Here is a 25,109-nt window from a genome sequence, read left to right on the forward strand (position 1 = left end):
GCCTCGAGACACTGGCACGGAACTGGCTAATACAGCATAAAAAGCCACAACAACCCACGCCACAGGAGACCAACATGGGCGCACCCGACGCGATCGCGTTTTTACACGACACCACCTGGCAGGGCAAGATCTTTGACGGCGGCTGGACCGCCGCGCAAGGAGGCAGCCAGCCCATCATCGAACCGGCCACCGGCGCCACGCTGGGCCACACCGGCAGGGCCAGCGGCGCCGACGTGGCGCGCTCCGCCATCGGCGCCCGCGCCGCCCAGCGAGCCTGGGCCGCCAGCGACTACAAGCAACGCGCCGGCATCTTCCGCCGCGCCGCCGCGCTGCTGGAATTGCATCACGACGAATTGGCCGTATGGATCGCGCGCGAAACCGGCGGCATCATGCCCAAGGCCCAGCTGGAGTTGCGCGAGGCCGTGGCCCACCTGCACGAGGCGGCCGCCATGCTGACCCAGCCCCAGGGCCAGTTGCTGGCCGCGCAGCACGGCCAGTTCAGCATCGCGCGGCGCGTGCCGCACGGCGTGGTGGGCGTGATCTCGCCATTCAACTTCCCGCTGATCCTGTCGCTGCGCTCGATCGCGCCGGCGCTGGCGGTGGGCAACGCCGTGGTCCACAAGCCGGACCTGCAAACGCCGGTGTCGGGCGGCGTCATCATCGCCCGCATCTTCGAGGAGGCCGGCCTGCCGCCCGGTGTGCTGCATGTGCTGCCCGGCGGCGCCGATGCCGGCGAGGCGCTGTGCAGCCATCCCGATATCGCCATGCTGTCCTTCACCGGTTCCACCGCCGTCGGCCGCCGCGTGGCCGAACTGGCCGGACGCTCGCTGAAGAAGGTATCGCTGGAACTGGGCGGCAAGAATTCGCTGGTGATCCTCGACGACGCCGATCCCGACATCGCCGCCGCCAACGTGGCCTGGGGCGCGTACCTGCACCAGGGCCAGATCTGCATGGCGGCAGGCCGCATCCTGCTCCAGCGCGGCATCGCCGCCGCCGTCACCGATCGCCTGCTGGACAAGGCGGCCAACCTGCCGGTCGGCGATCCGATGAGCGGCGCGGTGGCGCTGGGCCCCTTGATCAACGGCCGCCAGGTCGAGCGCCTGCACGGCATCGTGCAGGACTCGGTCGCGGCCGGCGCCACGCTGCTGGCCGGCGGCGGCCACGATGGCCGCTTCTACCGCCCCACCGTGCTGGCGGACGTCAAGCCCGGCATGCGCTGCTTCGAGGAAGAATTGTTCGGCCCCGTGGCCTCGATCACGGTGTTCGACAGCGACGACGACGCCATCGCGCTGGCCTCGCAGACCGAGGGCTGCCTGGCGCTGGGCGTGATCTCGCCGTCGCTGGCGCGCGCCATGCGCATCGTCAACAGCGTGCCGTGCGGCCATGCGCACGTCAACGACCAGACCGTGCTGGCCGAGGTGCACGCGCCGTTCGGCGGCAGCGGCAGTTCCGGCAACGGCGGCCGCCACGGCGGACCGGCCGACTGGGACGAATTCTCGCAATGGCAATGGCTGACCATCAAGAGCGAAGCGCCGCACTATCCATTTTGATCAACGACAACCACCAACGACAACAACCAACGAGAGACACCATGGAATTACTCAATAAAACCATCGTCATCACCGGCGCCTGCTCCGGCATCGGCGCCGAAACCGCCCGTCTGGCGCGCGCCAGCGGCGCCACCGTGATTGGCATCGACCGCAACGCGCCCGGCCTGACGCTGGACGCTTTCATCCAGGCCGACCTCGGCACCATAGAAGGCATCGACGCCGCCGTGGCGCAGTTGCCGGCGCGCGTCGACGCGCTGTGCAACGTGGCCGGCGTGCCCGGCACGGCGCCCGGCAAGCTGGTGGCGCGGGTCAACTACCTGGGCCTGCGCCACCTGACCGAGCAGGTGCTGGAGCGCATGCCCGCCGGCGGTTCCATCGTCAACATCGCCTCCATCCTCGGCGTCGAATGGCCGCTGCGGGTACTGCTGCACAAGGAGCTGGCGGAAGTGCGGGGTTTCGACGCCGGCGCCGACTGGCTGCGCGACCACCCGGTGCCGCAGGATACCTGCTACCAATACTTCAAGGAGGCGCTGCTGGTCTGGTCCCACGTGCAGTCGCAGCCCTGGTTCCTCGAGAAGTCGGTGCGCATGAACTGCGTCGCGCCCGGCCCCGTGTTCACGCCCATCCTCGGCGACTTCGTCTCCATGCTGGGCGAGGAGCGCGTGCAGCGCGACTCGGCGCGCATGAAGCGTCCGGCTTACCCGGACGAGGTGGCGCCGGTGGTGGCCTTCCTCTGCTCCGATGCTGCGCGCTGGATCAGCGGCGTCAACATCCCGGTCGATGGAGGGCTGGCCTCGACCTTCATCTGACGCTACACCAAGCAGCACCCATACCTAAAACTACCCCTGGGGGAGACATGAAACAACAACCTGCATTCCGCATGCTGGCGCTGGCCGTTGCCGCCGCCCTGCCCTGCCACCCGGCGCTGGCCTTCGAATTCGATACCGGCTCCGACGTCAAGGTCAGCTGGAACAACACCATCAAGTACAGCGCCGCCTATCGCCTGAAGGATGCCGACCCGCGCCTGCTGGCGGGCGGCTATCCCGGCTACGGCGCCGCCGACTTCACCGGCTACAACCTCGACGACGGCAACCAGAACTTCCGCAACAAGGGCGTGGTGTCGAACCGCGTCGACTGGCTGACGGAACTCGACGTCGGCACCCGCAACGCTGGCCTGCGCATCAGCGCCGCCGCCTGGTACGACTCGGTCTACAACAGCAGCAACGACAACGCCTCGGCCGGCAGCAACGCCGGCGTCCTGACCGGCAACGGCAACCAGGAATTCACCAAGGGCACCCGCATCCTGCACGGCCGCAACGCCGAACTGCTGGACGCCTTCGTGTTCGGCAAGGGCAGCATCGGCGACCTGCCTGGGACCGTGCGCCTGGGCCGCCACACGCTGCAATACGGCGAGAGCCTGTTCTTCGGCGCCAACGGCATCGCCAACGCCCAGGGCCCGGTCGACCTGGTCAAGCTGCTGTCGGTGCCGGGCGCGCAGTTCAAGGAAATCCTGCGTCCGGTGAACCAGCTGTCGGGCCAGTTGCAGGTGCTGCCCAATGTCTCGATCGGCGCCTACTACCAGCTCGAATGGCGGCCGACGCTGATTCCCGGTGTCGGCAGTTACCTGAGCAGCTACGATGCGGCCGGCGCCGGCGCCAGCGCCTACCTGGTCGCGCCGACCAATTCCGGCGCGCCGGCGTTCTACACCCAGCCCGACATGAAGGCCAAGAACGCCGGCCAGGGCGGCGCCCAGGTCAAGTTCACACCGGCCGGCACCGACATCGAATTCGGCCTGTATGCGGCGCGCTATCACGACAAGACGCCGTACTTCTACCTCGGCTTCGCGCCGGCCTTCCCGCCCGGCGCGCCGGCCACGGTGCAGGCGGTGTACGCGGAAGGCATCAAGACCTACGGCGCCAGCGCCAGTACGGTGCTGGGCGGGGTCAATGTCGCGGCCGAGGTCTCGGTGCGCCGCAATACGCCGCTGGTCAGCGACCCGACGCCGAACTTCCTGTCGCGACTGGGCGGCGGCGCGCTCGCCGACAACAGCGGCAACCCGGCCTACGCGGTCGGCAACAGCGCCCACGTCAACCTGTCGGCCATCTACGTGCTGCCGACCAACAGCCTGTTCCAGGGCGGCTCGCTGCTGGGCGAACTGGCATGGAACCGCCGCACCAGCGTCAGCTTTCTCGGTTCGCTCGATCCCAACACCACGCGCGACGCCAGCGCGGTGCGCATGATCTTCGAGCCGGCCTATTACCAGGTGCTGACGGGGCTGGACCTGACGGTGCCGATCGGCCTGGGCTACAACATCGACGGCCGCTCCTCGACCATCTTCAACTTCAACGGCGGCAGCGCGCATGGCGGCGATTTCAATATCGGCATCAGCGGCACCTACCAGCAGGACTGGAAGTTCGGCATCAGCTACGTGCGCTTCCTGGGCGCCGCCGGCACCTTCCTCAAGAATAATCCGGCGACCAACACGCCGATCCTGAGCTACGCGCAGTCGCTCAAGGACCGCGACTACATCTCGCTCAATATCAAACGCGCCTTCTGAAACGGATCCGAACATGAAACCAAACGCACATCTCCTGGCCGGCGCCATCGCCCTGATGCTCGGCAACGGCCTTGCCACGGCAGCCGTCACCGCCGACGAAGCGGCCGCGCTGAAAACCACGCTGACGCCGCTGGGCGCCGAAAAGGCCGGCAACAAGGACGGCAGCATTCCCGCCTGGGACGGCGTCTACGCCAAGGTGCCGGCCGGCTACAAGCCGGGCGACGCCCGCGCCGATCCGTTCGCCGCCGAGAAACCGGTGCTGAGCATCACCGGCAAGAACGTCGACCAGTATGCGGCCAGGCTGTCGGCCGGCACCGTCGCCATGCTGAAGAAGTATCCGGCCTACCGGGTCGACGTCTATCCGACCCACCGCACCGGCGGCGCGCCGAACTGGGTCTACGACAACACCTACAAGAACGCCACCCGCGCCAAGGCGGTCGACGGCGGCTTCGGCGTCGAAGGCGCCTTCGGCGGCACGCCGTTCCCGATTCCGAAAACCGGCTATGAAGCGGTGTGGAACCACCGCCTGGCCTGGACCGGCGAGACCGCGATCTACGCCACCCGCACCTGGATCGTTACGCCGGACGGCAAGCGCTCGCTGGCCAACGAGGCCGAGCAGACCATCATGCGGCCTTACTACTTCAAGGAAGGCAGCCCCGAGAAGATGGACGGCATGTACCAGTACGGCCGCCTGATCACGCGCGCGCCGGCCTCCAAGGCGGGCGAAGGCATCCTGGCGCAGGACGGCCTGAACGAGAAGTCGCCGCGCGCGCTGTGGCAATACCTGGTGGGCCAGCGCCGCGTGCGCCGCGCGCCGTCGGTGGCCTACGACACGCCGGATTCGGTCACCTCCGGCATTGGCTTCTTCGACGAGGCGTTCATGATGTTCGGCCCGATCGACCATCACGAGCTGAAGCTGATCGGCAAGAAGGAGCTGTACATCCCGTATAACAACAACCGCGCCGCCGCCGCCAAGATCGACGACCTGGTGGGGCCGCAATTCCTCAATCCCGACCTGGTGCGCTGGGAACTGCACCGCGTGTGGGAAGTGGAGGCGACGCTGGCGCCCGGCAAGCGCCACGTGGTGGCCAAGCGCCGCTACTACCTCGACGAAGACACCTGGCAGGCCATCCTGACCGACGGCTATGACGCCCAGGGCCAGATCTGGCGCAGCAACTACACGCTGACGCTGCTCGCGCCCGACCTTCCCGCAGTCATCGGCAACGTCATGTGGGGCACTTACAACGTGCAGACCGGCGCCTACCTGCTGAACGCTTCGTCGAACGAGTTGCCGGTCCAGTACAAGGCCATCCCGCGCCTGCCGACCAGCTACTTCGGTCCGGAAGAACTGGCCAACCAGGGTTCGCGCTAGCCGCCACCGCGTCGTCCTCGCGAAAACGGGAGCGACGCGATGGTTGTTCGCGCGACGGCATTCACGATAACGGTTAAACATCATGGCGACTCTCAAAAACTATCTCCCGGCACTGGCGGCCAGCGCGCTGTTGCTGTCTCCGGCCTGGGCCGCGCAACCGGCGGCACTGACCTCCCCCGCCATCCAGTCGGCCAAGGCCGGCGGCGCCGTCATGCTGGCGCTGGCGGCGGCCGGCAAGCGGCTGGTGGCGGTCGGCGAACGCGGCATCGTGCTGCTGTCCGACGACAACGGCGCGACCTGGCGCCAGGCCCGCACACCGGTGCAAGTCAGCCTGGCGGCGGTGCAGTTCGTCACGCCGGAACTGGGCTGGGCTGTCGGCCACCTGGGCGTCGTGCTGCACACGGCCGATGGCGGCCTATCCTGGCATAAGCAGTTCGACGGCCTGCAGGCCGCCGACAGCATGGCGCGCGCGGCCACCACCCCCGCCGCCGTGCGCGCCGCCGCCCAGTTGCAGGCGGACGGCCCGGACAAGCCCTTCCTCGACCTGTACTTCGCCGACGCCAGCAACGGCTACATCGTGGGCGCCTATAACCTGCTGTTCCGCACCGCCGACGGCGGCCGCAGCTGGCAGCCATGGCAGGAGCACGTGCCCAATCCGAAAAACCTGCACCTGTACGGCATGCGCGCCGGCGGCGGCGCGCTCTACCTGGCCGGAGAACAGGGCACGCTGTTCCGCTCGCTGGACCAGGGCGCCAGCTTCGAGGCGCTGGCCTCGCCCTACAAGGGCAGCTACTTCGGGCTGATGACGGCGCCCGGCGGCGAACTGGTGGCCTACGGCCTGCGCGGCAGCGCCTACTGGTCGGCCGACCAGGGCCGTAGCTGGACGCAGGTCGACACCGGCCTGCAGCAGGCGCTGACGGCCGGCATCGCGCTGGCCGACGGCAGCCTGGCGCTGCTCAGCCAGGGCGGCGACGTGCTGCTCAGCCGCGACCAGGGCCGCAGCTTCGCGCGCCAGTCCGCATCGCAGCCGCTGCCCGCCGCCGCGCTGGTGCAGGCCGCGGACGGCGCGCTGGTGGTGGCCGGCCTGCGCGGCGTCAAGCGCCTGGCATCTTCAACAAAATAGGCAGGAATCCTTATGCATAACGAACAAGACCTGGACCAGCAGCCCGTCATCCGGCGGCTGCAGGATTTCGACACCGGCTCCGGCAACCTGGCGGAGCGCGCGCTATTCAACTTCCGTCCGCTGATCATCGCGCTGTGCCTGATATTGACCGCGCTGCTGGGCTGGCAAGCCACGCACCTGCGGCTCAACGCCAGCTTCGACAAGATGATCCCCACCGCGCACCCCTACGTGCGCAACTACCTGGAGCACAAGGCCGAGCTGAGCGGATTGGGCAACTCGCTGCGCATCGCCGTCGCCGCGCGCGAAGGCGGCATCTTCGACGCCCGCTACCTGGCCACGCTGCAGAAGATGAACGATGAAATCTACCTGCTGCCCGGGGTCGACCGGCCGTTCATGAAATCGCTGTGGACCGCCAACACCCGCTGGACCGCCGTCACCGAGGATGGCCTGGACGGCGGCACCGTGATCCCGGACGACTACGACGGTTCGCCGCACAGCATGGAGGTATTGCGCGCCAACGTCGAACGCTCTGGCGAGATCGGCCAGATCGTCGCCGCCAACTTCCGGTCGACCATGCTGTTCGTGCCGCTGCTGGACATCAATCCGCAGACCGGCCAGGCGCTGGACTACCGCCAGTTCTCACAGCAGCTGGAAGCGGTGCGCGCCAAGTACCAGGCCGAGGGCGTGGACATCCACATCACCGGTTTCACCAAGATCGTCGGCGACCTGATCGAAGGACTGCAACAGGTGCTGCTGTTCTTCGTGGTGGCCATCGCCATCGCCAGCGCCGTGCTGTACTGGTACACGCGCTGCTGGCGCAGCACCATGCTGGTGATGCTGTGTTCCCTGGTGGCGGTGCTGTGGCAGTTCGGCCTGCTGTCGCTGCTGCATTACGAGCTCGATCCATACTCGGTGCTGGTGCCCTTCCTGGTGTTCGCGATCGGCATGAGCCACGGCGCGCAAAAAATGAACGGCATCATGCAGGATGTGGGGCGCGGAACGCACAAGGTGGTGGCCGCGCGCTACACCTTCCGCCGCCTGTTCGCCGCCGGCATGTCGGCGCTGCTGTGCGACGCGGTCGGCTTCCTGGTGCTGACGATGATCGAGATCAAGGTGATCCAGGACCTGGCCGTCATCGCCAGCATCGGCGTCGCGGTGCTGATCTTCACCAACCTGGTGCTGTTGCCCATCCTGTTGTCGTACACCGGCGTCAGCGCCAAGGCGGCGGCACGCAGCCTGCAGGCTGACCAGGCGCAGCACGGCAGCAAGCCGTGGTTGTGGACGTTGCTGGACCGCTTCACGCAGCGGCGCTGGGCCACGGTGACGGTCGCGGCCAGCGCCGTGCTGGCCGCGCTGGGCTTCATGGTCAGCCTGCAACTACAGGTGGGCGACCTGGATCCAGGCGCGCCGGAGCTGCGCGCGGATTCGCGCTACAACCGCGACAACGCCTTCATGGTGCGCAACTACGCCGCCAGCGCCGACGTGCTGGTGGTGATGGTCAAGACCGCCGCCGACCAGTGCACCCAGTACCAGACGCTGGCCAAGGTCGATGCGCTGGCCTGGCAGCTGGAGCAACTGCCTGGCGTGGACTCGACCAACTCGATGGCCTCGCTCAGCAAGCTGGCCGCCAGCGGCTACAACGAAGGCAACTTCAAGTGGTACAACCTGACGCCCAACCAGAGCGCGCTGGGCGCGGTGCAGACCCGCGCGCCGCGCGAACTGTTCAACCAGAACTGCTCGCTGCTGTCGCTGTACGTCTACCTGAAGGACCACAAGGCTGCCACGCTGAACGGCGTGGTCGGCACGGTCGAGCGCTTCGCCGCCGCCAACGACACGCCGCAGGAACAGTTCCTGCTGGCGGCCGGCAGCGCCGGCATCGAGGCCGCCACCAACATCGTCGTCAAGAAAGCCATGCACGACATGCTTTACTGGGTCTACGGCGCGGTCATCGTGCTGTGCTACCTGACCTTCCGTTCGTGGCGCGCGGTGGCGGTCGCCGTGCTGCCGCTGGTGCTGACCTCGATCCTGTGCGAGGTGCTGATGGTGTGGCTGGGCATGGGCGTCAAGGTCGCCACGCTGCCGGTGATCGCGCTTGGCGTCGGCATCGGCGTCGACTACGCGCTGTACGTGCTGAGCGTGGTGTTGGCCCGCCAGCGCGCCGGCGCCACGCTGTCGGAAGCCTTCCACCATGCGCTGCAGTTCACCGGCAAGGTGGTGATGCTGACCGGCGTCACGCTGGCCATCGCGGTGGCGACCTGGATCTGGTCGCCGATCAAATTCCAGGCCGACATGGGCATCCTGCTGGCCTTCATGTTCCTGTGGAATATGGTGGGTGCGCTGGTGCTGCTGCCGGCCCTGGCCCACTTCCTGTTGCCGGGCCAGCCATCGCGCCAGCCAGATCCGGACTCGCTGCGCATGACCGGCCTCGGTCCGGTGATCGGCTACGGCGAGCGTCATGCCACCCACGCCTGGCTCGGCATTCCCTACGCCCGGCCGCCGGTGGGCGAGCTGCGCTGGAAGGCGCCGCGGCCGCCGCAAGCCTGGACCAGCGTACGCCAGGCGCTGCAGTACGGCGCGGCTGCCATGCAATTCGCCGGCGAGACCATCGGCGCGCCGCGCAAGCAATGGGGCCGCGTGACCGGCTCCGAAGACTGCCTGACGCTCAACGTGTTCGCGCCGAAGATGACGCCCGAGCAACTGGCGCAGGACGCGCCGCGACTGCCGGTGATGGTGTGGATACACGGCGGCGCCAACACCGCCGGCAGCGCGTCGGCCTACACCGCGCTGCGCAACCTGGCCGGCCATGACCAGGTGCTGGTGGTGTCGCTGAACTACCGTCACGGCATCTTCGGCTGGTTCAGTCTGGCCGGATTGGAGGACGAGCCCGCCGGCGGCGGCGACGAATACACGCCGCTGGACCGCTCCGGCAACTTTGGCACGCTGGACATCATCGCCGCGCTGGAATGGGTGCGCGAGCATATCGCGGCCTTCGGCGGCGATCCCGGCAACGTCACGCTGTTCGGCGAATCGGCCGGCGGCCTGAATATCTACACCATGCTGGCCAGCCCGCTGGCCAAGGGCCTGTTCCACAAGGCGATACTGCAATCGCCGATCACGCTCAGCCACAGCCTGGCCGAGGCCCGCAACGCCGCCGGCGACGCCGAACCGGGACACGCGCTCAGCTCAAGCGAACTGCTGCTGCGCTGGTCGCTGGCGCCCGGCGCCGGCGGGCGGCAACTGGCTGCCGACCTGCGCGCCCGCTCCGCTGCCGAGTTGATGGCGGCCATCACGCCGGCCGGCCTGGGCTTCTACGACGCTCCGGTCGTGTTGCGCGACGGCGTGGTGCTGCCGCAGGCGCCGCTGGCGCAATGGTTCACCGATACCGCCCGCTACAACGCGGTGCCGGTCATCATCGGCTGCAATCGCGACGAGTACAAATTGTTCATGGCGAACAACCCGGAATTCGTCCGCCTGCTGGCGGGCCAGGTACCGCTGATCCGCAACGCCGGCCACTACGAGCGCCACGCGCGCTATATGTCGGACTTGTGGAAGGCCAACTGCGTCGATGCGCCGGCCAGCAGCATGCTGGCGTCCGGCCACAGCCAGGTGTGGGTCTACCGCTTCGATTGGGACGAACATCCGAAGGTGCCGCTGCTGCGCCTGAACCTGCTGCTGGGGGCGGCCCATGTGATCGAGATCGCGTTCGCGCTGCGCGACCTCGATGGCGAGTTCGATCCGCTGCGCTGCGCCACCAAGGGCAACCGCGCCAGCCGCCAACTGGTATCGGACGCCATGGCCGGCTACTGGGCCGGCTTTGCCCGCGACGGCGTACCCGGCCGCGGCGAACGCCTGCAGCGGCCCGAGTGGCCGCGCTGGAACGAGGAGCCCGGCGCCGACAAGCTGATGCTGTTCGACGGCGCGGCCGGCGGTGGCGTGCGCACAGGCACCTTGCGCCTGGATGCCGACGCTCTCAAGCAGGCATTGGCCGCCGATGCCTCGTTCCATCAAGAGCCGCGCGAGCGGATGCGGCTCTATGCACGCATGTTCAGCTGGTCGATCTTCGCCAATCGTGTCGGCGCGGGAGAGTTCGCGCGTTTCGCGGCGGCGCAGCAACTGGCATGCAGCGCGGAGGAATTCAAGCCCGCGCACTGGCCCTGAGTTTCCGGACCGTCAGCCTATCTTTTGCAGCAGGCGGATCAGCTCCGCCCGTTCGGCGGCGGTCAATGCGCTGGAGGCGCTCGCCTCCAGTTCCCCGACAGTCTTTTCAGCCTTGCCGCACAAGCGCTTCCCTTCGGTGGTCAGCACCAGCATCTGCGAGCGCTTGTCTTGCGGATTGCGCTGGCGCGCCAGCAGGCCGCGCGACGCCAGCCGGTCCAGCAGGATCGCCAGGTTGGGCGGCGACACATGGATGGCGGCGGACAGGCGTTTCTGGCTGAGATTGGGATTGGCCTTGAGCAGGCTGAGGACGGTGAAATCGACGGGACGCAAGTCGTACTTCGCCATGCGCTTGTCGAACATGGGCTTGATGTGCAGGTAGGCCCGCTTGCAGTTGTAGCCGACCAGGCCGAGTAGCAGGCTCTGGTCCAGGGGCGCATCCTGGGTGGCGTTGACTTGTTGTAGCGATTTCTTTTCCGGCATGGAGGAATGGTAACACGCGGCCCGCCATGAAAAAATTCTTCTTGGCAAAATCCGTGCTCCACCCTAAGCTTGTCTTGCGCCAATAGCGCAATCACGAATGCGGGGACCGAGTTTTGCTGGGACGAATCACATCAAATCGCATGCTGCGTACCCTGGCTGCATGGGCGCTGTTGCTGCCGGCAGTCGCGGCGGCACAACAAATGCCCCTGCGGTATTACGGGCAGGAGGACGGCCTGGCGAACCTGGCCGTCACCGCGATGGTGCGCTCCCGCGACGGTTACATATGGGTAGGTACCGAGAACGGCTTTTACCGCTACAACGGCACCAGTTTTCAGCGCTACGCGCAAAGCGCCGGCCTGGACGAGACGCTGGTTACCGGGCTGACGGTGGACCACGAAGACAACCTGTGGGTGTCGAATTACAACAATCTTTTCCTCAAAGTCGGCGAACGCCTGCGGCCCATACTGCGCGACGATGGACGGAAGATCAATACCTGGCCATCCCAGAGCATGTCCATCGCTCCCGACGGTACCCGCTATATCGTTACCGGCCAGCGCGTCTATACGCTGACGCTGCTGCGTGGCGACCAGACACGGGTGACGCCGGTCTTCTCGGAGGAGCAGATCGCGCAGAACGCCAGGCTCGCACGCATCAGTGGCGTCCTCGCCGAAGCCGACGCGACACTGTGGCTGGGGTGCGGCCCGGCGCTATGCCACCGGGGCCCCGAAGGCGTCACCGTGTGGGGCACCGCGCAAGGCGTGCCGGAGGAGAATTGGCGTGCTATCCTGCGCGACCGTGGCGGCCAGTTGTGGGCGCGCGGCGACCACCGCATTATCGCCCTGCCTCCCGGCGCGCAACGTTTTGTCGACCGCGCGCCGCCGGGCGACACCATGCGCAAGGAAATCCTGCGGCCGGTTCTGGTGGAGGACAGCCAGGGCCGTGTCCTGAGCAATGCCGATGACGGCCTGGTCCGGTGGGACCGGGATCGATGGGAGCATTTTGGCCCGGCCAATGGGCTGCGCCTGGCCGGCGGCATCAGTGCGCTCCAGTTCGACCAGGGCGGCGGCCTGTGGCTGGGCTCGCGCGGCCTTGGCCTGATTAACTGGCTGGGCTACGGCAACTGGGAAAACTGGACCACCGCGCAGGGTTTGCCGCACGACGTCGTGCTGTCCTTTGTCCGGGATGGGGCCGGCACGCTGTTTGTCGGCACCCGTTCCAGTCCGGCCCGTTTGTTGCCAGGCGCGTCGCGTTTCGCGCCGGCGGCATCCGGCCTGGAGCCGGTTCAGTGGTCCAGCCTGGCGCTGGATGGCAACGGCCAGGTATGGGGCGCCACTTTTTCCGGTTTGCTGGCGCGGCTGACCGGTGGCGGCGCCAGCGTTCATACACGCGGCTTGCCGGGGGTGACCGGTTTGCTGGTCGACCGCCGGCAGCGCCTCTGGCTGGCCACCAACGACGGCATCTCGCTGACCGATACCACGGCCCGCGCGCAGCCGGTGCATCAGCCCGAGGGATTGGTTCAGCCAACCGGGGTGGACACGATGGCCTCAAACGCCCAATGCCAGGCAGCGGACGGCACACTATGGTTTCTGGGATTGAATCAGCTGCTGCATCTGGACGGCGCCAACTGGAGCCGTCACGCCGTGCGCCCTCCCGGCGGCGATAGCGATTTGACCACCATGAGCTGCTCCGCAGACGGCACGCTATGGTTGAGCGATACGCGCAGCAGATTGTGGCGCCTCTCCATCGGCGGGCAAGGCATGCAGTTAAAGCCGGTCGACCATCGTCTGCTGGCTGGCGCCAACATCCTCGCCTTGCGTGAAGATCGGCGCGGCTGGCTGTGGGTCGCTACGGACGCCGGCGTGGCGGTCTGGAATCGCGAGCATTGGCGCTTCTTCAACCAGAACGACGGCTTGGTCTGGAACGACACCAACGGCAACGCCTTTTACGAGGACGTGGACGGCTCGATGTGGATTGCGACCAGCAACGGCGCCTCCCATGTGCTGCGCCCGGAGCTGCTGTTCGCGCCGCAACACATGAGCGCGCGTATCGAAACCGCCAACCGCGGCGCCGAGCCGCTGGCGCTGGACCAGCCGTGGAAGCTGCCATGGTCAAGCGCGCCGCTGGAGCTGGACCTGGCCAGCCTGCACGTGCAGAATCGCGGCGCGCTGCGTTTCCATTACCGGCTTGCGGGACTGGAGAACGACTGGGCCGAATCCGCCACGCCGCATTTGCGTTACGCCGCCCTGCCCCCCGGCGACTATCAGTTTGAATACTACGCCAGCAACGCCTACAGCCATAGCGCTTCGCCGCTGCAGCGGCATGCCGTTACGGTGCTGCCGCCGTGGTGGCGCACCACGCCGTTCTACCTGCTGTGCGGGCTGTTGACGCTGGCGCTGTTGACGCTGCTGTACCGCTTGCGGGTGCGCCATCTGCTGCGCCGCCAGCTGCTCACCGAGCAACTGGTGCGCGAGCGCACGCGGGAGCTGGAGCTGTCGCGCGAGCAATTGCGCCAGCGCGCGCTCAAGGACAGCCTGACCGGCGCCTGGAACCGTGGCGCCATCATGGAAATCATCGAGCATGCGCTGGAACAGGCCATCGCCCAGCAGCAGCCGCTGTTGCTGGTGCTGCTCGACCTGGACCACTTCAAGCGGGTCAACGACAACTACGGCCATGCCGCCGGCGACGCGGTACTGCGCGAGGCGGTGGCGCGCCTGAGCGCGGCCGTGCGGCAAAGCGATGCGGTGGGCCGCTACGGCGGCGAGGAATTCCTGGTGCTGCTGCCGGGCCTGGACGAGGCCGGCGGACACGGGCGCGTCGAGGAACTAAGGCACGCGATCCGCCGCGAACCGATACGCATCGGCGAACAGCAATCCATCACCGTCACCGGCAGCTTTGGCGCGATCGCTTTCGACCCGCGCCGCCCGCTACCTGTGGCCGAGTTGATCGAGCGTGCCGACCAGGCACTATACCGCTCCAAGGAAAATGGCCGCGACCGTATCGAATATGCCCTGGCCGCCGACTAGCCCGGCACCTTGCCGTATGGCATGGCGATCGGCGGTTCGCTCGGCGACAGCGCCTGCAGCCGCTTGTAGAGCGCCCGCGTCTCCAGCAGGTTCCATACGCGCAGCATGGCTTCTATCGTATCGAAGGGCTTGGTCAGGAAATCCTTGGCGCCCAGCGAAAGCGCGCGGCGCTTGGCCTCGCTGGTGGCGTCGGCGGTGACCACCAGCACCGGGCGATAGTCATACGGATCGCCGCGCCGCTTCAGGTGCTCCAGCACGGCATAGCCATCCAGTTCCGGCATCATCAGGTCCAGCACGATCAGGTCGGGATCGAACGCGGCATACAGGTCCAGCGCCTTTTGCGCGTCGGTGGTGCCCACCACGTGGGTCAGCCCTTCGCGTGTCAGCAAGTCTTCCAGCAGCCGCAGGTTGGCGGGCTGGTCATCGATGATCAGCACGCGCGAGGAAAGCAAATCATCTTCGTTCATCGAATTACCTTGTCCAATAGTCCAAAAAATTGCGGCAGGTCCAGCGGCTTTTTCAGATAGCCGGCCGCGCCGTTCTCCAGCAGGCGCGCCGCCGTGCCGGGCGCTGCGTCGGCTCCCAGGATGACCACCGGCACCTGCGCCAGCGCGGCATCGTTGCGCCAGCGCTCCAGCACGTCGTCGTCGGGAGAAACTGCCACCTGCAGATCCAGCAACAGGACATCCGGCGCCTGCCGCCGGGCCAGCGCCCATCCCTCGGCGGCGGTGCGCGCGGTGAGCAGGCGCCAGCTGGGTCGCCGCATCATCAGCGTTTCAATCAGCGCCAGGCTGGAGGCATCGTCGTCGATGCACAGCACGGTGGGCGTGCGGATCGCCTGGCCCGCCTGGCCGATGGGCGCGCCGGCCGGCAACGGCACCACCGCTTGCCCCGGCTGCATGGAGCGCGGCAGGCGGATCGTGAACACACTGCCCTTGCCCGCCACGCTGGCGGCGACAATGCTCCCTCCCATCGCCTCGGCCAGCGATCGCGAGACCGCCAGGCCCAGGCCGACGCCCTCGGTGCTGCCGCGTTCGGCGCCCAGCCGGTCGAATGGCGTGAACAGCCTGTCCTGCATGTCGGCGGCGATGCCGGCGCCGTCATCCTCGATGGCGATGGCGACCATGTCGCCCTGCGCTGCCGTCGTGATGCGCACCTGACCACGCAAGCCGTTGTACTTGATGGCGTTGGACAACAGGTTCAGCACGATTTGCGTGAAGCGCTGGCGATCGGCCAGTACCGTCAGCCCGCCGCAATCGCCGGGCGGTTGCAGGCGCACCTGGCATTGGTTCGCCAAGGGCTTCAGCAAGGCCATCGCTTCCTCCAACACCGGCGCCACCAAGACCGGCAGCGATGCGATCGACAGCCTGCCGGCTTCGATGCTGGCGACATCCAGCACATCGTCGATCAGCGACAGCAAATGTTTTCCCGCGCCGATGATGTGCGCCACATGTTGCTGGTCCTGGCTGCCGGCCTGGTCCGTCTCCAGCAACTGCGCGAAGCCCAGGATGGCATTCAGCGGCGTCCGCAATTCATGGCTGGTGCGCGACAGGAACTCCGTCTTGGCCAGGCTGGCCGCCTGCGCTGCGGTGGCGCGGTTGGCCAGCAGCAGGCCGGTCCGGTGCAGGCGTTCGGCCAGCTGGCCCAATTCGTCGCTGGCGTCGCCGGTCGCCTTCAGCGGCAGGTCGTTCACCAGGCGCTCCGCATTCTCCGCCGCCAGCCTGACCCGCCGCACGACGCGGATGGTGAACAGCAGCATGGCGAACGCGCCGGCCAGCCCGACCATGATGGTGGCCACGTTCATCAGTACATTGCGGCGCAACGCATCCTGGACGGCGGCGGTGCGGCTCTCGACCAGCAGCGACTCGCGCGCATTCATGGCGCCTATGCCGTCGCGCAACTGGTTGAGGATTTGCCGTCCGGCCAGCAGGCTGGCGCGCAGATCGCCCGGTTCCGCGTTGTACTTGTGGCGCAGGCTATCGAGGCCCGCCAGCTTTTGCCGCACCAGCGGCAACAGCACGCGCAGGCGCTCAAGCTGCTCCGGATCGCGCACGTTTTGCTGCAGGCTCGCCATCGCGGCCGGCAACTGCACTTCGGCGGCCCGGTAGGGGTTCAGGAAATCGTCCACCCCTGTCAGCAGATAGCCCCTGACGCCGGTCGCGGCCTCGGCGATCAGGGTATGCAGCAGCTGGATATCGCGCTGCACCTTCAATGTGCGCAGCATTTCGCCGGTGGCGTCGGCGGTTTGCCGCTCCAGCTTGTAGCTGGTCGCCACGGAACCGATCAGCATGGCCAGCGAGGCCACGATGATCGCGCTGCCCTTGACCGTCAGCGACCAGTTCTTCCAGCGCAGGCCGGGCGCGGTCATCCGCCGAATCCGTAGTCCACCGCGTACACCGCCGCTTGCGTGCGGTCGCGCAGATCCAGCTTGTGCAGGATGCGCTCGACGTGCACCTTGACGGTGCCCGCCGCGATGCCGAGCTCCTGCGCCATCGCCGCATTGGTCAGTCCGCGCGGCATCAATGCGAACACCTGAAGCTCGCGCGACGTCAGCTGTTTCAGCCTGGCGGTCGATTCGCTGGTGGCGATGCGCGCCGCCGGTTTGCTGTCCGCCAGGTAGGCCGCCGCCAACATGGTGCCCAATATCTGCAGCACGCTCAGGTCGTCGGCGTTGGGCGGCGAAACCTGGCGCGCGCTCATCAGCGCCAGTATGCCTGCGCTCTTGCCGTGAAAGCGCAAGGGCACCAGCACCTCCATGCCGATCGCCTTGTCGCGGCCGATCCGCAGCCGGCTCTGGATATCCTGCTGGATCTGCGGCAGCGCGTTTTCCTGCAAGGCCGCATGCAAGGCGCCGGTGACGGGCAGGCAAGCCCCGACCGGCGCGACCGGTCCCTGGGACGCATGCACATGCAGGCCATCGTCATGCCGGTACAGCAGCAAGCCCTCCTCCATCGACAGGAAGGCCAGCGCGCGGGCAAGGATGGTCTTCATCACGGCGGCGGTATTGCCATCATTGGCGAAGGCGGCGCCGGCATCGGTCAGCAAACGCAGCCGGGCGGCGCTGCCCTCGGTGTGGCGGTAACGGCTGCGGGTGGTCCGGGCATTGCCGGCGGTATCGGTTGGCGTCAGGGAGATAGTCATCGTGCTCTTTCAGTGTTCCCAATTATATGCCAATCAGCATAGGAAAAATCCGCCGATCAGCCGATTCCCGGCGCGGCTATAACGCCGATACTTTGTTCATCGCCACTCCTTTGTTGGCGGTCTCGTTTCTTCTTTGGAGATTGTAATGAAAACCATGCGCTACCTGAACATCCTCACGCTCGCCTGCCTCGTGCTGGCGGCGAATACCCAAGCCGCCGCTACCGAAGCATGTCATGCGACGTCGGAAAAAGAAGTCGCCGGCCTGTTCGATCGCTGGAACGCCTCGCTGCGGGCCGGCGATCCGGACAAGGTCGTGGCCAACTACGCCCATAAGTCCGTCCTGCTGCCGACCTTGTCGAACAAGCCGCGCCTGACGCCGGACGAAAAGAAAGAGTATTTCGTGCACTTTCTCGAAGGGAAACCGTCCGGCACGATCGACAGCCGCAGTATCGAGATCGATTGCAACAGCGCGGTCGACGCCGGCCTGTACACCTTTAAATTCGCGGACGGCAAGCAAGTGAAGGCGCGCTACACCTTCACCTACAAATGGGCCGGAACGCAGTGGCTGATCACCAGCCATCACTCGTCCGCCATGCCTGAAAAGTCCTGAGCACGGCCCGGTCGTTTTCCTGCCGCTCATAAGGATTTCCCTACACCATCAACAAGCTTTCCTGATGGTGGATAGCTTGAATCGCGACCATGATGTCAGTCGCGAGACCTTCGTTTTATTTTTGGAGATTGTAATTTAATGAAAAAAATCCTGATCATCGCAGCAGTCGTCGTCGGCTTCCCGCTCACCAGCATGGCGGCTAACAAGACGAACGTCAACGGTACTGCCGCGACGGCCAACGCAAGCACCCGCGTCATCAACATCCTGCCGAAGACGAAGTACGTCAACGTCACGCAGGGCGACACGGTGAAGTTTGTCGTGGGAGAGAAGTCGTTCGCATGGCACTTCGATACCCTGCGCGCCAGCGACAGTTTCCTGCTCTCGAAGATCGCCCCGGCGGATATCGACACGCATCGCGTACGCGTGCACGTCGCCCCCAACCCGCTCTATCACGGTGGTTAAGGACATCCGAAAGGAACTGACCACCAGGTGAACACCACCCGGTAAGAAAGCCCGGTCCGAAATACTTCGGACCGGGATTGTCGTTTACGGTCCAGGAAACAGCATGCGACGCCCGCACCTCATTCCCCTGCTCTACACCATACTGATATCCCAGGCACACGCCGGTGCGGCGGGTATCTGCCCCGCCATATCCGCCAACGAAATCGCCTCGCTATTCGACCACTGGAACGCGACGCTGCAAAGCGGCCGGCCGGATCAGGTGGTCGACAACTACGCCTCCAGATCCGTACTGCTGGCGGCGGGATCGGATGCGCCGCACCTGTCGCCGCAGGATAAGATGGCATACTTCAAACAATTTCTTGGACGCAGGCCGGTCGCGCACATCGACAGCCGCCGCATCGAGACCGATTGCAACAGCGCGATCGACGCGGGTATCTACACGTTCAGGTTCGGCGACGGTGCGCAAGTCACGGCCGGCTATAGCTTCACCTACCAGCGCTTTGGAAATCGCTGGCTGATCATCAATCATCGCTCGTCCGCCCTGCCGATGCGTGGCGTGCGCTAACATGACGGGCAGTGTCATCGCCAGCCTGTACTTGGCCCGCAAGACGCAGCGGCCGTGAATCAAACGCCTTTCAACATGCGTTGGCAGGCTTGCTGAAACAGCTTTTCGGCGGGCCGGACGATAGCCTGCCTTCGCAGCTCCGGATCGTCGTGGCGTTCGTCGTCGACGGTGCAATGGATTTCCAGCGCCGCCATTCCGTCGCAGCATTCGCGCACCAGTGCGGCCAGCACGATATCCACTTCCACTTGCCCCTGGCGTACCTGCGCTTGCATGCGTTCCGTCAGGTGGATAAAGGACGCGACCACATCCTCGCGCAGCAGGCGCAGGCGCTCCAGCGTGTCGCATGCGGGATCGTCCACGAGATTCGTCAGGGTCTGCTCCAGCAGATGTAAAACCGTGCGATATTCCCTGACGTATTGCTCATACAATGACACTGTCCTCATTCCCATCCTTCATTCACGTTGTATTTGTTTATCCCAGCGGGGCATACAATATGCCGCCGAAACAGGAGGGATGGACGCACACAAATTTGCTTCCGATCGGGTCGCCGTTGATGGTGCACGCCGTTACCGTCACCATGCCGCGCCGCGTTGGTACCTGCGCGTGCACGACCTCCTTGCCCGCCTTGTCATCGATGCCGCAAATCCGTACAAAACCGCCGTCCGGCGTACCCAGCGCACGCCATACCTGACCGATTCTCATCACCATACCTTCCCTGTTGTTCATGTCATGACCGGCAGCGTGACCAGCGGCACCAGCCAGGCGTGATCGACGGCGGGCCGGGACAGATAGGCGTCCATCTCGGGCACCGCCAGCGGGCGGCTGAAGAAATAACCCTGCACTTCGTCGCAATGCTGGGCCCGCAGGAACTCCAGCTGCCCGACCGTCTCCACCCCTTCCGCGATCACTTTCAATCCCAGCGTGTGCGCCATGGCGATGATGGCGCGCACGATGGCGCCGTCGTTGCGCTCTTCCGGCAGCCCGCTGACGAAGGAGCGGTCTATCTTCAGATAGTCGAGCGGGAAGCTCTTCAGATAGCTGAGCGAGGAATAGCCGGTGCCGAAATCGTCGACCGCCAGCCGCACGCCGATCGCCTTGAGCGCGGCCAGGGTGCGCATGGTGCGCTTGGCGTCATGCATCAGCATGCTCTCGGTCAGCTCCAGTTCCAGCAGGTGCGGCGGCAGGCCGCTGGCCTCCAGCGCGGCCTCGACCATGCGCACCAGGTCGGCGTCGCGGAACTGCCGCGCCGACAGGTTGACGGCGATCGGCAGCGGATCGCTGCGCCGCTTGCGCCATTCCTGCGCCTGGCGGCAAGCGTGGTGCAACACCCATTCGCCGATTTGCAGGATCAGGCCGTTCTGCTCGGCCAGCGGAATGAATTCCGACGGCGCGATCCGCCCCAGCAGGCGGCCATCCCAGCGCAGCAGCGCCTCCATGCCGACCACCGTGCCGTCGCTCAGGCAGGTGCGGGGCTGGTAGTGCAGTGACAGCTCCGCATGGCGGATGGCGTAGCGCAAGGCGTTGCCGATCTCGACCCGGCGGCGGATGCTGAGGCTCATCTCGGCCGTGAAGTATTGGTAGCGGTTGCGCCCCTCGGCCTTGGCGCGGTACATCGCGGTATCGACATTGCGCAACAGCGTCTCGGCGTCCCGGCCATCCTGCGGCCCCTGGCTGACGCCGATGCTGCAGCCGACCGCCAGTTCATAGTCGTCGATGTCGATCGGCCTGGAAAGCAGGCGCAGCAGGCGCCGCGCCAGCAGGCTGAGGCCGGCGCTGTCGCCCGAGGATTCGACCAGGATGGCGAACTCGTCGCCGCCGGTGCGGGCCACCAGGTCGACTCCGCCCACCGCCTGCTCCAGCAGCGCGGCGCAGCCGACCAGCAGGCGGTCGCCGCAGGCGCGGCCGAGGCCGTCGTTGACGTCGCGGAAATGGTCGAGGCCGAGCAGCAGCACGCCGACGCTGCCGCCGGCACCGCCGGCCTCGGCGCGCGCCAGCGCCTGCGTCAGGCTGTCACGGAAACTGTGCCGGTTCGGCAGGCCGGTCAGCGGATCGCGCCTGGCCAGGAAGTTCAGCTGCGCCTGGTAGCCATGCAGCAGCGTGACGTCGCGGCCGATGCCCAGCAGGCGTTTGCCGCTGCGGCTCGGCCGCACCATCGTCAATTGCAGGATGCTGCGGCCGGCCGCCAGTTCCAGCACCAGCTCCTCGTCGACGGTGTCGCCGTGCGCGCGGCAACGCTGGCAGGCCGCTTGCAGGCGCTCGCCGGCGAGCGCGCCGAACAACTCGGCCGCCGGCTCTCCGATGATGGCGCTGTGCGGCAAGCCGAGCAGGCGGGCAAAGGCCTGGTTGACCTGTACGTAGCGGTAGCGGCCGTCGTCGCCGGCCTCGACCAGGCAGAGCGCGTCGGGCACGTGGTCGAAGATGTCCTGGTAGCCCAGGTCGCCGGCGTAGAGCGTCAGCTCCGCCGCGTAGCGCTCGGCCAGCTCCTGCTGCAGGCGGCGGCTGTCCTGCTTCAGCTCGGCGCTCCGCGCTTCCGCCTCGCCCAGCAGGTTCTGGCGCATCTGCTGCAGCTGGCGCGTCTGGCGCTGGAGTTGCTGCCGCATGGCGCGCAACTGCAGATGGATGGCCACCCGCGCCGCCAGCTCACCCAGCCGCAGCGGCTTGGCGACATAGTCGGCGGCGCCGGGAGCATAGGCCGGCATCCTGCTTCTGGTCTGCTTGCGCGCGGTCATGAGGATCACCGGAATGTCGTCAAGGCAGGCGCGCGCCTGCTGGCACACTTCGACGCCCTCCATGTCCGGCAACATGGCGTCCAGCAGGATCAAGTCGGGGCGGGAAAAGTCGATATGGCGCAACGCCTCGGCGGTGCCCTGGACGACGACCACGCGATAGCCGAGCGCCTCCAGGTGATCGGCCGTCAAGCCGAGGTCGCCCGGCCGCTCGTCGACGATCAGGATGGTGTGGCATAGTTGTCCCGTAGCAGCCTGCGCCTCAGGAATCATGGCATCGCTGCTTGTCACATTGTTCTCCTTCGTTGGTGGCCATGAGCGCCAGCGTCTCGGCCTCGGTCGCATATTCGATACGGTTGCGGCCCAGCGCCTTGGCCCGGTACAGTGCCTGGTCCGCCAGTCCTATCCATTGTTCCGGCGTCAGCCGCAGCTCGGGCAGGCCCGCGACAACGCCACAGCTGCAGCTGATGTTGAGCAACCCGCCATCGATGCGCACCGGCTCGGCGCCGATGGCGCTGTGCAGCTGATCCAGGCGCGGGCCGCCGCCGACCACGTCCCGCCCCGGCATCAGCAACATGAACTCCTCGCCGCCGTAGCGGCCCACGGTGTCGCTGATGCGCAGTTGCGCCTGTATCCGCCGCACCACCTCGCGCAGCACTTCGTCGCCGGCCAGGTGGCCATGCGTATCGTTGATGCGCTTGAAGTGGTCCAGGTCCAGCATCACCAGCAGGAAGGCCGGCGCGCCGGGCGCGGTCATCAGCGCCAGCCGTTCCATCAGCGCGACCCGGTTCCAGGCTTCGGTCAAGCCGTCCTTGAGCGAGCGCAGCCGGTGCTCCTCGCGAGACGCCTCCAGCTCGGCCGTGCGTTCGGCCACGCGCTGCTCCAGCAGGGCCTGTTGCCGCAGCACCCGCGCCACACGGTAGCGGTGCATCAGGCCGATCAGCCCGAGCAGCAGGAAAGTGCCGGCGGCATAGCTCCAGCGTGTCTGCCACCAGGGCGGCGTGATGGTCAAGGGCAGCTCCAGCATGGCCGAGCTGGCCTGTAGCGAGCCATGCTCGGCCATCATCTGCAACCGGTATTGGCCGGGGGCCAGCGCCGCGTAGCGCAACTCGCCGTTGCCGCTGGTGGACCACGTTTCCTCCTGGCCGAGCAGCCGGTAGCGGAAACTCAGCGTCTCGTGATTCTGGTAGAGCGGCGCCGCCAGCTGCACATCCAGCGCCGCACCGCTCCATGGCGCGCTGTCGCCGTGCAGCGGCGCGCCGCCATAGCGCACCGACGCCAGCTGCAGCGGAATGGTGCGCGGTTCGAACAAGGCTTCCGGCCGCAGCAGGTGGGTGGCGCCGTTGCTGGTGCCGACCCAGATCGAGCCGTCGTGGTCTTCATAGATGGCGTTCTGGTTGCTGTCGTTCCAGATCATGCCGCTCTGCTGGTTGAACAGGCGCCAGCGCTCGCCGTTCCAGACCATCAGCCCGGTATCGGTGCCCAGCCACAGCCAGTGGCGCCGGTCCACCAGCACCGACTGGATCAAGCGCCCTTCCAGCAGCTCGTGCCTGAACGGGCGCAGCCGCAGCTGCGGCGCCGATGTGTCGGCCTGCCACAGGCGTGCGCCGTGGCTCTCGCCCAACCACAAGGTATCGCCGTCGCAAACCGCGTGGTCGAAGACATGGTCCTTGCCCGGCAGCGGCGGGCGCGACCAGCGCCCCTGTTCCAGCCGCAGCAATCCCTGGGGACCGACAAACCACAGGCGGCCGCCGGCATCCTGGCAGGCACCGAGGAAAGCGGCGTCTACGCCCAGCAGCGCTACGGCTGGCTCGACCCGCCGCGGCACCGGCGCGCGCTCCGGATCGGCGATCAGGTACAGGCCGCGATCGGTGCCTATCCAGAGCTGGCCGGTGGCGTCGAACAGCAGCCGGTAGATGATCAGTCCCGGGAACTCCGCCACCACCATGCTGCGGCCGCTGTCGCGGTCGCGGCGGGTCAGCGTGCCGGAAAAGCTGCCGGCCCACAGGTCGCCACGCCCATCCTCGGCCAGCGCGCCCCATTGCAGGGTGCGGGCGATGCCGGCCCCGGCGGCGATGAAGCGTTCGCCGCCCCAACGCGCCAGCCCGTGTCCTGTGCCGACGTGCAGCACGCCGTCCCGCGTGCGCAACAGCGACCAGACATCCTCGTCCGGCAAGCCTTGCGCCCTGGCCCAGTTTTCCCAGTGGCGATAGCCTTGCCACTGCACCAGGCCGCGCCCGGACAGGCTGACCCACAGGTCGCCGTCGCGGTCGAGCAGCAGCGCATGCACGCCGTTGGCGATATGCAAGCCTTGCTCCCTGCCGTAGCGTTCCCAGCCGCCGGCGCCGCTGCGGAACAAACCGTTGTCGGTGATGCCGATCAGGCGTCCACTGCCATCCTGCGCCAGCGACACCGGCAGCCCGAGTTCCAGCGGGCCGAAATCGGCCGGACCGCGGTCGCTGAATTGCTGTCCGCCGGCCGGCAGCGTCATCAGCCGGGTGGAGCTGGCCACCCACAGTGCGCCGGTGGTATCGCGCAACAGCGCATGCCAGCGCTGCGGCGACAAGCCCTGGGCACCGCCGAGCACCGCCAGCGCGCCGTCGCGCAAACGGCACAGCTTGCTTCGGCAGCCCATCCAGATGGTGCCGTCGGGATCGCGCAGGATGCCGCCCAGATCGGCCAATTCGGGCCGCTTGGCGGTTTGCGCCGGGCTGAACACGGGCACGCCCTGCCAGCCGCCCTTGCCGTCCGCCTCCACCCGTTGCAGCCGTCCGTTACTTTGCACTAACAAATGATTGGCGTCGACCGAAGCGAAATGCTGGCCCACCTTGACCGCGAAAGGCTTGCCGTCGACGCGCGGCACCGGCAGCAGCCGCTGGCCGTCGAGCACAAACAAGCCGCGGTCCGAGCCGACCCACAGCCGTCCGGCGGGATCCACATGCAGCGTCGTGATGTAGATATCGCTGAACGCCTGCTTCTGGCCGTGGCGGCGGAAGCGGTTGCCGTCAAAGCGGTAGAGGCCATTCTCGGTGCCGGCCCACAGATAACCGGCGCGGTCCTGGGCCAGCGCCAGGACGGTCAGGTTGTTCAGCCCGTCGAGCTGGCCGAAGTTGCGCAAGGACAGTTGCTGTGCGCGTGCGGCGGCGGCCAGCATCAGCAGGCAAGCGGCCAGCAATATGGCCCGGCAACGCCATGGCGCGCTGCCTTTTCCCGACGGATCCAAGTGACGATGTTGATGCACGATGCGTTCTATACCAAGTGATGCGTTGCGGCTTTGGACCGTTTGCACCAGCTTGCCTTAGCAGCCTGACATCTGCCATCGGGCGATCTTGATTGTGATGT

The 25,109-nt window shown here is 66.8% G+C and carries 18 protein-coding genes; 10 read left to right on the forward strand and 8 right to left on the reverse strand.

Annotation, left to right across the window (positions count from 1 at the left end):
• The first annotated feature begins 74 nt into the window (after positions 1–74).
• The 6 genes from ACEN9F_RS02555 (at position 75) to ACEN9F_RS02580 (ending at position 10,760) form a co-directional block, all read left to right on the forward strand.
• Positions 75–1,550 carry a benzaldehyde dehydrogenase gene (locus ACEN9F_RS02555; RefSeq protein ID WP_413417512.1) on the forward strand — a complete coding sequence of 492 codons (1,476 nt, stop codon included), beginning with the start codon at positions 75–77 and terminating at the stop codon, positions 1,548–1,550.
• 41 nt (positions 1,551–1,591) lie between these two features.
• Positions 1,592–2,359 carry a coniferyl-alcohol dehydrogenase gene (locus ACEN9F_RS02560; RefSeq protein WP_413417514.1) on the forward strand — a complete coding sequence of 256 codons (768 nt, stop codon included), beginning with the start codon at positions 1,592–1,594 and terminating at the stop codon, positions 2,357–2,359.
• Between the two features lie 47 nt (positions 2,360–2,406).
• The gene (locus ACEN9F_RS02565) at positions 2,407–4,107 is read left to right on the forward strand and encodes a DUF1302 domain-containing protein (RefSeq protein WP_413417516.1); all 1,701 of its coding nucleotides are present in this window, start codon (positions 2,407–2,409) and stop codon (positions 4,105–4,107) included.
• 13 nt (positions 4,108–4,120) lie between these two features.
• Complete coding sequence (locus tag ACEN9F_RS02570) at positions 4,121–5,479, forward strand: DUF1329 domain-containing protein (RefSeq protein ID WP_413417518.1); 1,359 nt, start codon at positions 4,121–4,123, stop codon at positions 5,477–5,479.
• An 82-nt stretch (positions 5,480–5,561) separates the two neighbouring features.
• Positions 5,562–6,602 carry a WD40/YVTN/BNR-like repeat-containing protein gene (locus ACEN9F_RS02575; RefSeq protein ID WP_413417520.1) on the forward strand — a complete coding sequence of 347 codons (1,041 nt, stop codon included), beginning with the start codon at positions 5,562–5,564 and terminating at the stop codon, positions 6,600–6,602.
• Positions 6,603–6,614: 12 nt separating this feature from the next.
• Positions 6,615–10,760 carry a carboxylesterase family protein gene (locus ACEN9F_RS02580; protein ID WP_413417522.1) on the forward strand — a complete coding sequence of 1,382 codons (4,146 nt, stop codon included), beginning with the start codon at positions 6,615–6,617 and terminating at the stop codon, positions 10,758–10,760.
• Positions 10,761–10,772: 12 nt separating this feature from the next.
• Here the strand turns inward: ACEN9F_RS02580 and ACEN9F_RS02585 are convergent, their stop codons facing one another.
• The gene (locus ACEN9F_RS02585; protein WP_413417524.1) at positions 10,773–11,240 is read right to left on the reverse strand and encodes a MarR family winged helix-turn-helix transcriptional regulator; all 468 of its coding nucleotides are present in this window, start codon (positions 11,238–11,240) and stop codon (positions 10,773–10,775) included.
• A gap of 140 nt (positions 11,241–11,380) precedes the next feature.
• Between ACEN9F_RS02585 and ACEN9F_RS02590 the strand changes: the two genes are divergently transcribed.
• Complete coding sequence (locus ACEN9F_RS02590) at positions 11,381–14,263, forward strand: diguanylate cyclase (RefSeq protein ID WP_413417526.1); 2,883 nt, start codon at positions 11,381–11,383, stop codon at positions 14,261–14,263.
• Here ACEN9F_RS02590 and ACEN9F_RS02595 read toward each other — a convergent pair.
• Genes ACEN9F_RS02595 through ACEN9F_RS02605 form a run of 3 tightly spaced genes read right to left on the reverse strand, consistent with a single transcriptional unit; the run spans position 14,260 to position 17,404 of the window.
• Positions 14,260–14,730 (reverse strand): response regulator, encoded by a 471-nt coding sequence (locus ACEN9F_RS02595; protein ID WP_413417528.1) that lies wholly within the window; start codon positions 14,728–14,730, stop codon positions 14,260–14,262. The two genes, ACEN9F_RS02590 and ACEN9F_RS02595, sit on opposite strands and share 4 nt — an antisense overlap.
• The gene (locus tag ACEN9F_RS02600; protein WP_413417530.1) at positions 14,727–16,631 is read right to left on the reverse strand and encodes an ATP-binding protein; all 1,905 of its coding nucleotides are present in this window, start codon (positions 16,629–16,631) and stop codon (positions 14,727–14,729) included. Before ACEN9F_RS02600 ends, ACEN9F_RS02595 begins: the two co-directional genes overlap by 4 nt.
• On the reverse strand, positions 16,628–17,404 hold the full coding sequence (locus ACEN9F_RS02605) for a LuxR C-terminal-related transcriptional regulator (RefSeq protein WP_413417532.1): 777 nt from the start codon (positions 17,402–17,404) through the stop codon (positions 16,628–16,630). The genes ACEN9F_RS02600 and ACEN9F_RS02605 overlap by 4 nt, the downstream gene beginning before the upstream one ends.
• A 154-nt stretch (positions 17,405–17,558) precedes the next feature.
• Here ACEN9F_RS02605 and ACEN9F_RS02610 point away from each other — a divergent pair, with 154 nt between their 5' ends.
• The 3 genes from ACEN9F_RS02610 to ACEN9F_RS02620 all read left to right on the forward strand — a co-directional run bounded on the left by ACEN9F_RS02610 (position 17,559) and on the right by ACEN9F_RS02620 (position 19,041).
• Positions 17,559–18,014: an SgcJ/EcaC family oxidoreductase gene (locus ACEN9F_RS02610; RefSeq protein WP_413426946.1), complete on the forward strand. Its 456-nt coding sequence runs from the start codon at positions 17,559–17,561 to the stop codon at positions 18,012–18,014.
• 138 nt (positions 18,015–18,152) lie between these two features.
• On the forward strand, positions 18,153–18,476 hold the full coding sequence (locus ACEN9F_RS02615; RefSeq protein ID WP_413417534.1) for a CzcE family metal-binding protein: 324 nt from the start codon (positions 18,153–18,155) through the stop codon (positions 18,474–18,476).
• 103 nt (positions 18,477–18,579) lie between these two features.
• On the forward strand, positions 18,580–19,041 hold the full coding sequence (locus ACEN9F_RS02620) for a DUF4440 domain-containing protein (RefSeq protein WP_413417536.1): 462 nt from the start codon (positions 18,580–18,582) through the stop codon (positions 19,039–19,041).
• A gap of 59 nt (positions 19,042–19,100) precedes the next feature.
• Here the strand turns inward: ACEN9F_RS02620 and ACEN9F_RS02625 are convergent, their stop codons facing one another.
• From ACEN9F_RS02625 to ACEN9F_RS02640, 4 genes are read right to left on the reverse strand one after another with little or no spacing between them, the layout of a single operon-like run.
• Entirely contained in the window at positions 19,101–19,469 is a 369-nt protein-coding gene (locus tag ACEN9F_RS02625; RefSeq protein ID WP_413417538.1) for a hypothetical protein, read from the reverse strand.
• 43 nt (positions 19,470–19,512) lie between these two features.
• Positions 19,513–19,767: a hypothetical protein gene (locus ACEN9F_RS02630; protein WP_413417540.1), complete on the reverse strand. Its 255-nt coding sequence runs from the start codon at positions 19,765–19,767 to the stop codon at positions 19,513–19,515.
• Positions 19,764–22,058, reverse strand: coding sequence for an EAL domain-containing protein (locus ACEN9F_RS02635; RefSeq protein ID WP_413417542.1), 2,295 nt, complete (start codon positions 22,056–22,058; stop codon positions 19,764–19,766). Before ACEN9F_RS02635 ends, ACEN9F_RS02630 begins: the two co-directional genes overlap by 4 nt.
• On the reverse strand, positions 22,030–25,008 hold the full coding sequence (locus tag ACEN9F_RS02640) for a diguanylate cyclase (RefSeq protein ID WP_413417544.1): 2,979 nt from the start codon (positions 25,006–25,008) through the stop codon (positions 22,030–22,032). Before ACEN9F_RS02640 ends, ACEN9F_RS02635 begins: the two co-directional genes overlap by 29 nt.
• Between the last annotated feature and the right edge of the window lie 101 nt (positions 25,009–25,109).

This window comes from Duganella sp. CT11-25 (assembly GCF_047302815.1).
Taxonomy (GTDB): Bacteria; Pseudomonadota; Gammaproteobacteria; order Burkholderiales; family Burkholderiaceae_D; genus Rugamonas.